Below are 13,551 nucleotides of genomic sequence, written 5' to 3' on the forward strand. Positions count from 1 at the left end.
GTGGATAGGTGAGCTGGGCGACAGGCCGTCGCCGGTGTTCCCGGGCCCCCGGTTATGCTCGGGCCCGCACCGCACGTCGTAGACCCCTGGAGCACTCATGGCCCTCAAGATCACCGTGATCGGCACCGGTTATCTCGGTGCGACCCACGCGGCGGCCATGGCGGAGCTGGGGTTCGAGGTGCTGGGCCTCGACGTCGTACCGGAGAAGATCGACAAGCTCCGGCGCGGTGAGGTCCCGATGTACGAGCCGGGACTGGAGGAGCTGCTGCGCAGGCACGTGGCCGGGATCGAGGGGTCCAGCGGGCGGCTGCGGTTCACGATGGACTGGGCCGAGCTCGGGGAGTTCGGTGACGTCCACTTCGTGTGTGTGAACACCCCGCAGCGGCACGGCGAGTACGCCTGCGACATGTCGTACGTCGACTCCGCGATCGCCTCGCTCGCGCCGCATCTGAAGGGTCCGGCGCTGGTCGTGGGCAAGTCGACGGTGCCCGTCGGCTCGGCCGACCGGCTGGCCGCCTACCTGGCCGAGCACGCCCCCGCGGGGGAGGACGCGGAGCTGGCGTGGAACCCGGAGTTCCTGCGCGAGGGCTTCGCCGTGCAGGACACGCTGCACCCGGACCGGATCGTGGTGGGCGTGCGCGGCGAGCGGGCGGAGAAGGTGCTGCGGGAGGTGTACGCCACGCCGGTCGAGGAGGGCTCGCCGTTCGTGGTGACCGACTTCGCGACCGCGGAGCTGGTGAAGACCTCGGCGAACTCCTTCCTGGCCACGAAGATCTCGTTCATCAACGCGATGGCCGAGGTGTGCGAGGCCGCGGACGGTGACGTCGCCAAGCTGGCGGAGGCCATCGGCTACGACGACCGGATCGGCGCGAAGTTCCTGCGGGCCGGGATCGGTTTCGGCGGCGGCTGCCTGCCGAAGGACATCCGGGCGTTCATGGCGCGCGCCGGTGAGCTGGGCGCGGACCAGGCGCTGACGTTCCTGCGGGAGATCGACTCGATCAACATGCGCCAGCGCGGCCGGATGGTGGAGCTGACCCGGCAGGCGCTGGGCGGGGGTTCCTTCCTCGGCAAGCGGGTGGCGGTGCTGGGCGCGACCTTCAAGCCGGACTCGGACGACGTCCGGGACTCGCCGGCGCTGAACGTGGCCGGGCAGATCCACCTCCAGGGCGGCCAGGTCACGGTGTACGACCCGAAGGGCATGGACAACGCCCGCAGCCTCTTCCCGACCCTGGGGTACGCCGACTCGGCGCTGGAGGCGGTGCGCGGCGCGGACGTCGTGCTGCACCTGACGGAGTGGCGGGAGTTCCGCGAGCTGGACGCGGCGGCGCTGGGCGAGGTGGCGGCCCAGCGGCTGATCCTCGACGGGCGCAACGCGCTCGACCCGGAGGCCTGGCGCCGGGCCGGCTGGCGCTACCGCGCGATGGGGCGCCCCACCGCGTAGCCGGAAAGCGGAGGACGCCGGTTCGGCCGAGGCTCAGTCGGCCGAACCGGCGTCCTGCCGCATTCTGCCAAACCGGACGCGGGCGCGGTGCGGCCGCACGCCCTTCGCGCGGACCCGGCAGCACCCTGAAGGGGCGCGGGACCGTACCGGCATGCGGCTGCCGCCGTGCCTCCAGCGGGCCCCGCGAAGCCCACTGCGGCACGGCAGCGCCCCAATGGGGCGCGGGGCCGTGCCGATGTGCGGCTCCGCCGCGCGGGCGCGACCAGCCACAACGGCGCGGCACACGATCGACCACACCCCGGCGGAGCGTTCACGCCCCCTTCGCCCGGTAGCGCCGCATCTTCGCGCGGGCCCCGCACACCTGCATGGAGCACCAGCGGCCGCGTCCGGCGGGGCTGCGGTCGTAGTACGCCCAGAGGCAGTCGTCGGCCTCGCAGGCCTTCAGCCGGTTCCAGGTGCCCGCCGTGACCGCCTCGGCGACGGCGGCGGCGATACGGGAGAGCAGGGGCCCGTCGTCGACGGGGGCGAGTGCGGCGGAGCCGTCCGCCGGGTCGACGGTGACCACCAGGGGCGCCCGGGCGAGCAGCTCGCCGAGCGGGGTGACCGCGCGGTGGGGCGGGTGTCCGGCGTGGGCGAGCAGCGTGACGCGCAGGGACTCGCGCAGTTCGCGGGCGAAAGCGGTGGTGTCCTCGGTGAGCCCGAACGGCGCGCGGCCGTCCGCCGTGTCCAGCGCGTCGGCGCCCGATTCGACGTCCAGCGTGTTGACCAGGGCCTGGACCAGGGCCAGCCTCCCGGGCGGAGCCGCTCTCTCACTCATTCCTGGACGCCGCCTCTCCCTTTGTTTATCCCTTGCGACGTTACCTCCGATGCGGGAGCATGCGGTAACGGTTACTGGTTGACTGTCTTTGACGGTAACGACGAGGAGGAAGTCATGTCCGTTGCCAAGGTGGGCGCCGTCGTCCTGGACTGTCCGGACCCCCGCGCGCTGGCCGGTTTCTACGCCGGGCTGGTGGGCGGCACGGTGGTGGACGAGGGCGAGTGGGTGGACCTGAAGGTGGACGGCGGCCCGACGCTGGCCTTCCAGGCGGCCCCGGGGTACGTGGCGCCGAAGTGGCCGTCGGCCGAGCGCTCGCAGCAGTTCCACCTGGACCTGACGGTCGAGGACCTGGACGCGGCCGAGAAGGAGGTGCTGGCGCTGGGCGCGAGGCCGCTGGACGCCGACGACCGCTCGCGGACCTTCCGGGTTTACGCGGATCCGGCCGGGCACCCGTTCTGCCTGTGTGCCTGCTGACCCGCTGAACCCTGGAGGACCCATGGCCCCCGTGGCCCGTCTGCGCTCCGTCGTTCTCGACTGTCCCGACCCGCGTGAACTGGCCGTCTTCTACGCGGCCGTCGGCGGCGGCACGCCCGTGGAGGAGAGCCCGGACTGGGTGGTGCTGCAGATCCCCTCGGGGCCCCGGCTCGCCTTCCAGCGGGCGCCGGGGCACACCCCGCCGGACTGGCCGAGCGCCGACCACGACTCCCAGCAGGTCCACCTCGACTTCGACGCCGGCGGGACCTGGGAGGAGATCGACGCGGCGGAGGAGAAGGTGCTGGCGCTGGGGGCGCGGGTGCTGGACCGGGAGGACGACGAGAGCAAGGGCTTCCGGGTGTACGCCGATCCGGCGGGGCATCCGTTCTGCCTCTGCCGGATCGAACAGCCCTGACCTGACGGCCCTGGCCGCTCAGCCGTCCAGGGAGGCCAGGGTGGCGTTGGACGGGGCGCGGGTTTCCCGGAGGTTCCTGGCCACGTCCTCCGCGGCGCCCAGGACCCGTACCGCGTTCTTCCACGTGAGCTTGGCCAGGTCGGCCTTCGACCAGCCGCGGTCGAGGAGTTCGGCGATCAGGTTCGGGTAGGCGGAGACGTCGTTCAGGCCGTCGGGGGTGAAGGCCGTGCCGTCGTAGTCGCCGCCGATGCCGAGGTGGTCGACGCCGGCGACCTCGCGCATGTGGTCGAGGTGGTCCGCCACCGTGGAGACGGTGGCGACCGGACGCGGGTGGGACTCCTCGAAGGCGCGGTGGATCCGCATCCCCTCGGCGGTGGTGTCGAGGGGGTGGAAGCCGTGGGCGCGCATGTTCTCGTCGGCCGCGGCCGTCCAGTCGACGGCCGCCTGGAGCACGAACTTCGGCACGAACGTCACCATCGCGACACCGTCGTTGGCGGGCAGCCGCTCCAGCACGTCGTCGGGGATGTTGCGCGGGTGGTCGCAGACCGCGCGGGCGGAGGAGTGGGAGAAGATCACCGGCGCCGAGGTGGTGTCCAGCGCGTCCCGCATGGTCGTCGCGGCGACGTGGGAGAGGTCGACCAGCATGCCGAGCCGGTTCATCTCCCGCACCACCTCGCGGCCGAAGGCCGACAGGCCGCCCACACCGGGCTCGTCGGTCGCCGAGTCCGCCCACGCCACGTTGTCGTTGTGGGTGAGGGTCAGATAGCGGACGCCGAGGTCGTACAACCCCCGCAGTGTGCCGAGGGAGTCGGCTATGGAGTGGCCGCCCTCCGCCCCCATGAGGGAGGCGATACGGCCCTGGCTCCGCGCGGTCTCCATGTCGGCGGCGGTCAGCGCGGGCGCCAGCTCCCGCGGATGACGGGCCAGCAACTGCCGTACGCAGTCGATCTGTTCCAGCGTGGCCGGTACCGGGTCGGGCAGGTCCGCGCGGACGTACACCGACCAGAACTGCGCGCCGACCCCGCCCGCGCGCAGCCGGGGGAGGTCGGTGTGCAGGTGGGCGGACTGGTCGTCGGCGATGTCGCGGGCGCCGAGGTCGTAGCGGACCTGTTCACGCAGCGCCCACGGCAGGTCGTTGTGCCCGTCGACGACGGGGAACTCGCGCAGCAGCTCCCGGGCCCGGTCCAGCGAGGTCATCCGCGTCACTTCCCGAAGCCGAAGCCGGCGGCGGAGCCCTCGGCCCTGGCGCGCAGCCGCTTGCCCTTCTCGGTGGCCTGGTCGTTGAGCTCCTGCTGGAACTCCCGCATGCGGCCGAGGAGTTCCTCGTCGTGGGCGGCGAGGATGCGGGCCGCGAGCAGGCCCGCGTTGCGCGCGCCGGCGACGGAGACGGTGGCGACCGGGACGCCGGCCGGCATCTGCACGATGGACAGCAGGGAGTCCATGCCGTCGAGGTACTTCAGCGGCACGGGCACGCCGATGACGGGCAGCGGGGTGACCGAGGCGAGCATGCCGGGCAGGTGGGCGGCGCCGCCCGCGCCCGCGATGATCACCTTGAGTCCCCGGTCCGCGGCCTGCTCGCCGTACGCGATCATCTCGCGGGGCATGCGGTGCGCGGAGACCACGTCGACCTCGTAGGCGACCTCGAACTCGTCGAGGGCCTTGGCCGCCGCTTCCATGACGGGCCAGTCGGAGTCCGACCCCATGACGATGCCGACAACAGGGCTCATTCGGTGATCGTGCCTCTCAGGTAACCGGCTGCGTGACGGGCGCGCTCCAGCACGTCGTCCAGGTCGTCGCCGTAGGTGTTGACGTGGCCCACCTTGCGGCCGGGCTTCACGTCCTTGCCGTACATGTGGATCTTGAGCTGGGGGTCGCGGGCCATGCAGTGCAGGTACGCGGAGTACATGTCCGGGTAGTCGCCGCCGAGGACGTTGACCATGACCGTCCACTTGGCACGCGGGCGGGGGTCGCCGAGCGGGAGGTCGAGGACGGCGCGGACGTGGTTGGCGAACTGCGAGGTGATCGCGCCGTCCATGGACCAGTGGCCGGAGTTGTGCGGGCGCATCGCGAGCTCGTTGACGAGGATCCGGCCGTCGCGGGTCTGGAACAGCTCCACCGCGAGGTGGCCGACGACGCCGAGTTCCTTGGCGATGTTCAGCGCCATCTCCTCGGCCTTCAGCGCGAGGGTCTCGTCGAGGCCGGGGGCGGGCGCGATGACCGTGTCGCAGACGCCGTCCACCTGCCGCGACTCGACGACGGGGTAGGCGACGGCCTGCCCGTGCGGGGAGCGGACCACGTTGGCGGCCAGCTCGCGCACGAAGTCGACCTTCTCCTCGGCGAGGACGGCGACACCCGCCTTGAACGGCTCGGCGGCCTCCTCGACGGAGCCGACGACCCACACGCCCTTGCCGTCGTAACCGCCGCGGACGGTCTTGAGGACGACCGGGAAGCCCTCCCCCTCGGCGGCGAAGGCCGCCACGTCCTGCGGGTCCGCGACGATGCGGTGCCGCGGACAGGGCACGCCGATCGCGTCGAGCTTCGCGCGCATCACGCCCTTGTCCTGGGCGTGCACCAGCGCGTCGGGGCCCGGGCGGACGGGGATGCCGTCCGCCTCCAGGGCCCTGAGGTGCTCGGTGGGCACGTGCTCGTGGTCGAAGGTGATCACGTCGCAGCCGCGCGCGAACGCGCGCAGCGTCTCCAGGTCACGGTAGTCACCGACGACGACATCGCCGACGACCTGCGCCGCGGAATCCTGCGGAGTGTCACTGAGGAGCTTGAACTTGATGCCGAGCGGGATGCCCGCCTCGTGTGTCATACGAGCGAGCTGGCCGCCGCCGACCATACCGACTACCGGGAACGTCACGCCCCCAGGGTATCGGCCGAGCCACCGTGGCCGGTTTACCGGCCTCTTTCCGGACGATCCACGGGCGATCCGCGAGTGGTCCGCGGCCGATCCGCGGTCGCGGTCCTCGTCCGCAGGAAGATCGCGGATACGGGTGGTTAGCATGGTCTGATCGACGCCAACCGACGGACGGGGGCCAGCACCACCATGGGACACGGTTCCTCCGGGCCTCCGACCACGGCCCCGGCTCCGGCCCCGCGCGGCACCGTACGGGAGCGGATCGACCGGCTGGTCCGCGAGATCGTGAAGTTCGGTGCGGTCGGCGGAGTGGGTCTGCTGGTCAATCTCCTCGTGTTCAACCTGGTCCGGCAGGTGACGGACCTCCAGGTGGTGCGGGCGAGCGTCATCGCGACCGTCGTCGCGATCGTCTTCAACTACATCGGCTTCCGCTACTTCGCCTACCGGGACCGCGACAAGTCCGGGCGCACCCGGGAGATGACGCTGTTCCTGCTGTTCAGCGCGGTCGGCCTGGTGATCGAGAACGGTGTGCTGTACACGGCGACGTACGGTTTCGGCTGGGACAGCCCGCTGCAGAGCAACATCTTCAAGTTCCTGGGCATCGGCGTGGCGACCCTGTTCCGCTTCTGGTCGTACCGCACCTGGGTGTTCCGCGCGCTGCCGGTGCGGGAGCCGGTGACGCGGGGCGCCTCCTCCGACGGCTCCCGCGCGACGCAGCGCGTGCCGTGACCGTCAGCGCACCGTCCGGTGGGACTCGTCGTCCGGGGACTTCTGCGGCGGTGTGCGGGAGAGGAACAGGCCGAAGACGGCCGGGCTGGCCTGGAGCATCTCCAGGCGGCCGCCGTCCGCCTCCGCGAGGTCGCGGGCGACGGCGAGGCCGATGCCGGTGGAGTTGCGGCCGCTGATCGCCCGTTCGAAGATCCGCGCGCCCAGGTCGGCGGGGACACCCGGTCCCTCGTCGGTGACCTCGACGACGACCTGGTTGCCGGTGACGCGGGTGCGCAGGGCGACCGTGCCGCCCCCGTGCATCAGCGAGTTCTCGATCAGTGCCGCCAGCACCTGGGCGACCGCGCCCGGTGTGCCCACCGCCCGTAGCCGGCGCTTGCCGGAGGTGACGATCGCGCGGCCCGCGCTGCGGTAGGCGGGGCGCCACTCCGCGAGCTGCTGCTGGATCACCTCGTCGAGGTCGAAGGTGACCGCGGAGCCGGTGCGCGGGTCGCGGGAGTTGGTCAGCAGCCGCTCCACCACGTCCGTCAGCCGCTCCACCTGCGTCAGCGCGATCGTGGCCTCCTCCTTCACCGTGTCCAGGTCATCGGTGAGGGTGATCTCCTCCAGGCGCATGGACAGGGCGGTGAGGGGGGTGCGCAGCTGGTGGGAGGCGTCGGCGGCGAGGCGCCGCTCGGCGGTCAGCATGCGGGCGATGCGCTCGGCGGAACGGTCCAGCACGTCCGCGACCCGGTCCAGCTCGGGAACGCCGTAGCGGCGGTGGCGGGGGCGGGGGTCACCGGAGCCGAGGCGCTCGGCGGTCTCCGCGAGGTCGGTCAGCGGGGAGGCGAGCCTGCTGGCCTGGCGGATCGCCAGCAGTACCGCCGCGACCACCGCGAGCAGCGCCACCAGGACGATGATCAGCAGCGTACGGCCGACCTCCCGGGTCACCGAGGAGCGCGGCTCCTGGACGGTGACCGTCTCGCCCTCCTCACCGGGTTTCGTGGCGCTGATGACGTCGCCGTCCGGTTCGGTGCCGACCTCGATGGGCGGCTTGCCGGGGATCCTGATGACGGCGTACCGGTCCTCGGTGACCTGGTCGTCGATGATCTCGGCGGTGACCTTGTCCTCGACGAGCAGCCGGCTGTCGACGATGCTGGCCAGCCGGACGGCCTCGGACTCCACCCGCTCCCGGGCGCTCTCGCTGATGGTGCGGGTCTCGACGATCACCAGGGAGACGCCGAAGACGGCGATCACGACGAGAACCACGGCGAGCGTGGACTGGATCAGGCGGCGGCGCATGTCCTCTTACTCACTGGCGAACCCCGGTTGCCCACGGGCGGGCCCCGGCGGGGTTCAGCTCTTCTCGAAACGGAAGCCCACACCGCGCACGGTCGCGATGTAGCGGGGGTTGGCCGCGTCGTCGCCCAGCTTCTTGCGCAGCCAGGAGATGTGCATGTCGAGGGTCTTGGTGGAGGACCACCAGGTGGTGTCCCAGACCTCGCGCATCAGCTGGTCGCGGGTGACGACCCGGCCCGCGTCCCGCACCAGGACCCGCAGCAGGTCGAACTCCTTCGCGGTGAGCTGGAGCTCCTCGTCGCCCATCCAGGCCCGGTGCGACTCGACGTCGATGCGCACGCCGTGGGTGGCGGGCGGCTGCTGGGGTTCGGCGGAACCGCGCCGCAGCAGGGCCCGGACCCGGGCCAGCAGCTCGGCGAGCCGGAACGGCTTGGTGACGTAGTCGTCGGCGCCCGCGTCCAGGCCGACGACCGTGTCCACCTCGTCGGCGCGCGCGGTCAGGATCAGCAGGGGAACCGTGTGCCCCTCGGAGCGGAGCCGGCGGGCGACCTCCAGACCGTCCATGCCGGGCAGTCCGAGGTCCAGCACCACCAGGTCGACGCCGCCCTGCATGCCGGCTTCGAGCGCGGTGGGTCCGTCCTCACGCACCTCGACTTCGTATCCCTCCCGGCGCAGGGCGCGGGCCAGCGGCTCCGAGATGGACGCGTCGTCCTCGGCGAGCAGTACACGGGTCATGCCAGTGATGGTAGTCCCGCCGTCACGGGGCCCGGGGTGTGATCGCGAGCGTTGACTCTTACCTCCGGCATACCCGTTTCTCACCTGAGGCGGCTCCGGTTCGCACCTGCGGCTGTGGGGTGCGAACCTAGGGAGGACCTTCGAATGAGTGATCGCGGTTCCGGTGAAACCTGTGATCCTTGTCTCAAGTCCTTCCATATCCGGCGCTGTCCTGCCGTATGGTGAATCAACGCCTGTTGCACCACGGGGACCTTTGGCGCAGTTGACGCCGAGGGTCTCTTTTGTGTGCGGGCCGGCCTGTGCGCCGGCCCCGGAAGGAATGACCTGTGGCCGGGCCCCGTCGCGCGCAGACGCACGGCGGGGCGTGGATCCCGGTGGTCGCCGTCCGCCGTTCCGCGACCCGGAGCGGCCCTCCCCCGGGCGTGGGGTGGACGGTCGGACCCCGCCGGTGCCGGCCGCCCCCCACCGGGCGCGTACGCGTTCGCGCGACGCGTCCCGACCAGCAAGGATCGACCATGGCGTCCAGCCTGACGAAGGACTCGGTCTCTCCGGGCACCCCCGGATCCGAGAAGACCTTCTTCGGCCACCCCCGCGGACTGGCCACTCTTTTCATGACCGAGATGTGGGAGCGTTTCTCCTACTACGGCATGAGGGCTCTGCTCCCGCTGTACCTGGTCGCACCGGGCGGCCTCGGCCTCAGTGCCGGCACCGCGACCGCGATCTACTCGGTGTACCTCTCGCTGGTGTACCTGCTCACGATGCCGGGCGGCTGGTTCGGCGACCGTGTCTGGGGACCCCGCAAGACCGTCGCCGTCGCCGGCGGAGTCATCATGCTGGGCCACCTGACACTGGCCCTGCCGTCCTCCGGCACCTTCTACGCGGGGCTCGGCCTGGTCGCCATCGGTTCCGGTCTGCTGAAGGCCAACATCTCCACGATGGTCGGCCAGCTCTACGAGGGCCCGGACGACCCGCGCCGGGACGGTGGCTTCACCGTCTTCTACATGGGCATCAACCTGGGTGCCTTCGCCGCGCCGCTGATCATCGGCACCATCGGTGAGAGCGTCAACTGGCACCTGGGCTTCGCGCTCGCCGCGGTCGGCATGGGCCTGGGCGTGGTCCAGTTCCTGCTCGGCAGCCGCCACCTGGCCCCCCACTCCAGCGTGGTCCCGAAGCCGCTGTCGGCTCAGGAGAAGACCTCCACGCTGCGCAAGGCCGCGTTCTGGGCCGCGCTCGCCGTCGTCTTCTACGCGATCGTCGGCTTCTCCGGCGCCTACACCCTGAACTGGATCCTGGTCCCGCTGACCCTGCTCGGCGTGATCATCCCGGTGCTGGTGCTGACCCGCATCAAGCGCGACAAGTCCCTGGACCGCGCCGAGCAGTCCAAGATGTCGGCGTACATCTGGTTCTTCGTCGCCGCTGCCGTCTTCTGGATGATCTACGACCAGGGCGGTTCGACGCTGTCGCTCTTCGCCGACTCCTCGGCCGAGAACAGCGTCCTCGGCTGGGACTTCCCGGTCTCCTGGTACCAGTCGGTCAACCCGGTCATCATCATGGCCCTGGCCCCGGTCTTCGCCACGCTGTGGCTGGCGCTCGCCCGCCGCGGCAAGGAGCCGAGCACGATCGTCAAGTTCTCCTTCGGTCTGGTCCTAGTCGGCGCGTCCTTCTTCCTCTTCCTGGCCCCGCTGGGCATCGCGGAGGGCGGCCACAAGGCGGCGGCCATGTGGCTGGTGGCGATCTACTTCGTTCAGACCTGCGGTGAGCTGCTGCTCTCCCCGGTCGGCCTGTCGGTGACGACGAAGATGGCTCCGGTGAAGTACGCCTCGCAGATGATGGGCGTCTGGTTCCTGGCCGTCACCGCCGGTGACGCCACGACCGGTCTGCTCTCCATCGCCGGTGTCGACCTGAACAAGACGGGCATCGTCGCGATGGAGGCGAGCCTCGCGGTGGTCGCCGGTATCGCGGTGTGGATGTACCGCAACAAGGTCAAGGCCCTCATGGGCGACGTGCGCTGAGCCTTTCCCACGGCTCGCCGAAGGAAGGGCCCCGCATCCGGTGGATGCGGGGCCCTTCGGGTGTTCGTGGGGAGGGGCGGGACGTGTACGACCACTTGCTTTGCTTCGCCCCCGCCGCCCCTTCCCGTCCCGACCCGGGGCTCTGCCCCAGACCCCGCTCCTCGAACGCCGGAGGGGCCGAATTTTTGCCGGACGGGCTGAAAAGACAGCCTCTCCGGCGTTTGAGGAGCGGGGGTCCGGGGGCAGCGCCCCCGGGGGACGGGAAGGGGAAGGGGCGGCGGGGGCGAGGAAACCCCCAGGTCGGAACCAGCGCGGACCGGTGCAGGAATCCGGGCACGGCGGGGCGGGCCGGAACTACGCGGGTGCTCCGAGTTCCGCCCAGACCGTCTTGCCCGCGACGTCCGGGGCCCGTACGACCCCCCAGTCCAGACAGAGCCGCTGCACGATGAACATGCCGTGGCCACCCGGCCGCCCCGCCCGGTGCGGGGTGCGCGGGGCCGGCTGCCCCGTACCCCGGTCGGTGACCTCGATCCGGATCACCTTCTTGTCGCAGGTGATGGCCAGGTGGTCCGGCCCCTCGGCGTGCAGGCAGGCGTTGGTGACCAGCTCGGAGACGACGAGCAGGACGTCCTCGGCGGCGGCCCGCCGGTCGGCGGTGGCCGCGGGCAGCCAGCCCCACGCGTACAACGCCTGGCGGGTGAAGTCACGGGCGAGCGGTACGACGCCGCTCTGGTCGTCGAAGCTCAGCCGGCGGACCTGGCCGCCGTCCGACGGCTCGGAGGACTCCGGCGGCACGGTGGGCACGGCGACGCCCCCGTCGGGCGCGCTCCTCGTCGGCGCGCCGCCCACGGGCGTCCCGGAAGCGCCGTTGGGCTCCGGACCGCGGTCGCCCGGCGAGCAGGGCCGGGTGGTGCTCATCAGCGCTTCACCTCACCGTGTCACCAGTTCACGATTCAAAAGTTTCCGTACTCGGTCGGTCACGCGCGTACGGCCCATCCGGTTCCCGGCGCCCTCGCGACCACCGTGCCCGGCGCGTTCAGGGTGTCTCCTGCCCGGGCGGACCGAGGGGACACCCCCGTATTCGCACGAAAAGGCGCGACGGAAGGGACTCTCCGACGACGGGAGTGACGGGAGCGCCCCGCCGGGCGTGCCCGCGCGGGTCACGCCGAATCGTCGGCCAGGGCCGCCTCGAGAGTGTCGTGGACGGCGAACACCGCGTCCGCCCCCGTGATCTCGAACACCCGCGCGACGACGGGCTGCATCCCCACGAGATGGACCCCGCCCCCGGCCGCCTCGGCCTTCAACCGGGCACCGAGCAGCACGTTCAGTCCCGTGGAGTCACAGAACTCCAGCCGGGAGCAGTCGATGACAAGCCGCTTGAATCCCTTGGTGAGGCATTCCTCCAGTGGCTCGCGCAACAGATCGGCGGTGTGGTGATCCAACTCACCCGCCGGGGTCACGACGGCACTGGGGCCCTCTTCTCGCACCTCGACCAGAAGCCGGCCAGACTGTGCGCTGCCGACCGTCCCGCGGTCCATGCCGTCTCTCTCTCCCGACCTGGTGACTGCCTGCTGACGTCCTCGAACATTACGCCCTATGGCCACGCTTCGACAGCCGAACAATCGCACACAAACGGACATATACGAACGTAACGCACTTGCGGTTGGCTCGGGAAAGCGGGTAGGGCTAGTAGGAACACGCACCCAGGCAAGAACACGTAACCGACACGGCCGGCTTTGGAGGCGCCGCACACCGCAGTGCACGTATCGGCTTCGGCAGCCATATGCCGAGAACGATGGAGGACATCATGTCACCCCGGCTCGACGCATCGCGTACCCCCGAAGCGACGTCGACACTCCCTCCGGAACATCTGAATCCCATCGGACAGGACGACCCGGTCGTCGTCCCGGACGACCTGCTCGCCGGGCTCCCGGAGATCCCCCCGTACGACGAGGTGGGACCGGTCGACGCCCGAGCCCTCTCCAAGACCCTCTTCGAGCGCCTCGAGTCGCTGGAGGAAGGCACCCACGAGTATTCGTACGTACGCAACACGCTCGTGGAGCTGAACCTCGCCCTGGTCAAGTTCGCCGCCTCCCGTTTCCGCTCGCGCAGCGAGCCGATGGAGGACATCATCCAGGTCGGCACCATCGGCCTGATCAAGGCGATCGACCGCTTCGAGATGTCGCGCGGCGTGGAGTTCCCCACCTTCGCGATGCCCACCATCATCGGCGAGATCAAGCGCTTCTTCCGCGACACCTCGTGGTCCGTGCGCGTGCCGCGCCGGCTGCAGGAGCTCCGGCTCGACCTGGCCAAGGCCGGTGACGAGCTGGCCCAGCAGCTCGACCGGGCACCGACGGTGGCCGAACTGGCGGAGCGTCTGGGCATCAGCAACGACGAGGTCATCGAGGGCATGGCGGCGTCGAACGCCTACACCGCCTCCTCGCTGGACGCCCAGCCGGAGGAGGACGACGCCGAGGGCGCCCTGGCGGACCGGATCGGGTACGAGGACCACGGACTCGAAGGCATCGAGTACGTCGAGTCGTTGAAGCCCCTGATCGCCGAACTGCCGCAGCGGGACCGGAGGATCCTCTCGCTGCGCTTCGTCGCGGGCATGACCCAGTCGGAGATCGGCGAGGAACTGGGCATCTCCCAGATGCACGTCTCCCGCCTGCTGTCGCGGACCCTGGTGAAACTGCGCAAGGGGCTCACGGTCGAGGAGTGATCCTCACCGGGTGACGCCTGTCCTCAAGGGGGCGGTCCGGGGCCGGGCCGCCCCTTCGGGATGTCCCGGGG

14 protein-coding genes are annotated in these 13,551 nt (G+C 70.9%); 6 read left to right on the forward strand and 8 right to left on the reverse strand.

The window, feature by feature from the left end; all coding sequences use genetic code 11:
• Positions 1–97 precede the first annotated feature (97 nt).
• Positions 98–1,441, forward strand: coding sequence for a UDP-glucose dehydrogenase family protein (locus ACF1DX_RS18255; protein WP_391792181.1), 1,344 nt, complete (start codon positions 98–100; stop codon positions 1,439–1,441).
• A gap of 310 nt (positions 1,442–1,751) precedes the next feature.
• Here ACF1DX_RS18255 and ACF1DX_RS18260 read toward each other — a convergent pair whose 3' ends face one another.
• Positions 1,752–2,258 (reverse strand): CGNR zinc finger domain-containing protein, encoded by a 507-nt coding sequence (locus tag ACF1DX_RS18260; RefSeq protein WP_391792182.1) that lies wholly within the window; start codon positions 2,256–2,258, stop codon positions 1,752–1,754.
• A gap of 114 nt (positions 2,259–2,372) precedes the next feature.
• Between ACF1DX_RS18260 and ACF1DX_RS18265 the strand changes: the two genes are divergently transcribed.
• Positions 2,373–2,732 carry a VOC family protein gene (locus ACF1DX_RS18265; protein ID WP_391792183.1) on the forward strand — a complete coding sequence of 120 codons (360 nt, stop codon included), beginning with the start codon at positions 2,373–2,375 and terminating at the stop codon, positions 2,730–2,732.
• Between the two features lie 22 nt (positions 2,733–2,754).
• The gene (locus tag ACF1DX_RS18270; RefSeq protein ID WP_391792184.1) at positions 2,755–3,147 is read left to right on the forward strand and encodes a VOC family protein; all 393 of its coding nucleotides are present in this window, start codon (positions 2,755–2,757) and stop codon (positions 3,145–3,147) included.
• 18 nt (positions 3,148–3,165) lie between these two features.
• Here ACF1DX_RS18270 and ACF1DX_RS18275 read toward each other — a convergent pair whose 3' ends face one another.
• The 3 genes from ACF1DX_RS18275 to ACF1DX_RS18285 are packed head-to-tail and all read right to left on the reverse strand — an operon-like array spanning position 3,166 to position 6,010.
• Positions 3,166–4,344: a dipeptidase gene (locus ACF1DX_RS18275; protein WP_391792185.1), complete on the reverse strand. Its 1,179-nt coding sequence runs from the start codon at positions 4,342–4,344 to the stop codon at positions 3,166–3,168.
• 5 nt (positions 4,345–4,349) lie between these two features.
• Positions 4,350–4,874: a 5-(carboxyamino)imidazole ribonucleotide mutase gene (purE, locus tag ACF1DX_RS18280; protein WP_391792186.1), complete on the reverse strand. Its 525-nt coding sequence runs from the start codon at positions 4,872–4,874 to the stop codon at positions 4,350–4,352.
• Positions 4,871–6,010, reverse strand: coding sequence for a 5-(carboxyamino)imidazole ribonucleotide synthase (locus ACF1DX_RS18285; protein WP_391792187.1), 1,140 nt, complete (start codon positions 6,008–6,010; stop codon positions 4,871–4,873). Before ACF1DX_RS18285 ends, purE begins: the two co-directional genes overlap by 4 nt.
• A 186-nt stretch (positions 6,011–6,196) precedes the next feature.
• Between ACF1DX_RS18285 and ACF1DX_RS18290 the strand changes: the two genes are divergently transcribed.
• On the forward strand, positions 6,197–6,736 hold the full coding sequence (locus ACF1DX_RS18290; protein WP_391792188.1) for a GtrA family protein: 540 nt from the start codon (positions 6,197–6,199) through the stop codon (positions 6,734–6,736).
• A gap of 3 nt (positions 6,737–6,739) precedes the next feature.
• On the opposite strand, the gene ACF1DX_RS18295 is transcribed toward ACF1DX_RS18290, so the two are convergent.
• Together ACF1DX_RS18295 and ACF1DX_RS18300 are read right to left on the reverse strand one after the other, a co-directional pair.
• Positions 6,740–8,014, reverse strand: a complete 1,275-nt coding sequence (locus tag ACF1DX_RS18295; protein WP_391792189.1) for an ATP-binding protein — start codon at positions 8,012–8,014, stop codon at positions 6,740–6,742.
• A 54-nt stretch (positions 8,015–8,068) separates the two neighbouring features.
• On the reverse strand, positions 8,069–8,746 hold the full coding sequence (locus ACF1DX_RS18300) for a response regulator transcription factor (protein ID WP_030821646.1): 678 nt from the start codon (positions 8,744–8,746) through the stop codon (positions 8,069–8,071).
• Between the two features lie 515 nt (positions 8,747–9,261).
• Here ACF1DX_RS18300 and ACF1DX_RS18305 point away from each other — a divergent pair.
• The gene (locus ACF1DX_RS18305) at positions 9,262–10,758 is read left to right on the forward strand and encodes an MFS transporter (RefSeq protein ID WP_391792190.1); all 1,497 of its coding nucleotides are present in this window, start codon (positions 9,262–9,264) and stop codon (positions 10,756–10,758) included.
• A gap of 354 nt (positions 10,759–11,112) precedes the next feature.
• On the opposite strand, the gene ACF1DX_RS18310 is transcribed toward ACF1DX_RS18305, so the two are convergent.
• Complete coding sequence (locus ACF1DX_RS18310) at positions 11,113–11,676, reverse strand: ATP-binding protein (protein ID WP_391792191.1); 564 nt, start codon at positions 11,674–11,676, stop codon at positions 11,113–11,115.
• Positions 11,677–11,918: 242 nt separating this feature from the next.
• Positions 11,919–12,296: an STAS domain-containing protein gene (locus tag ACF1DX_RS18315; RefSeq protein WP_391792192.1), complete on the reverse strand. Its 378-nt coding sequence runs from the start codon at positions 12,294–12,296 to the stop codon at positions 11,919–11,921.
• A 269-nt stretch (positions 12,297–12,565) separates the two neighbouring features.
• On the opposite strand from ACF1DX_RS18315, the gene ACF1DX_RS18320 reads away from it, so the two are divergent.
• Positions 12,566–13,480 carry an RNA polymerase sigma factor SigF gene (locus ACF1DX_RS18320; RefSeq protein ID WP_391792193.1) on the forward strand — a complete coding sequence of 305 codons (915 nt, stop codon included), beginning with the start codon at positions 12,566–12,568 and terminating at the stop codon, positions 13,478–13,480.
• The last annotated feature ends 71 nt before the right edge of the window (positions 13,481–13,551 follow it).

It is taken from the genome of Streptomyces sp. NPDC014676, from assembly GCF_043084105.1.
In the GTDB taxonomy this organism is placed as follows: Bacteria; Actinomycetota; Actinomycetes; order Streptomycetales; family Streptomycetaceae; genus Streptomyces.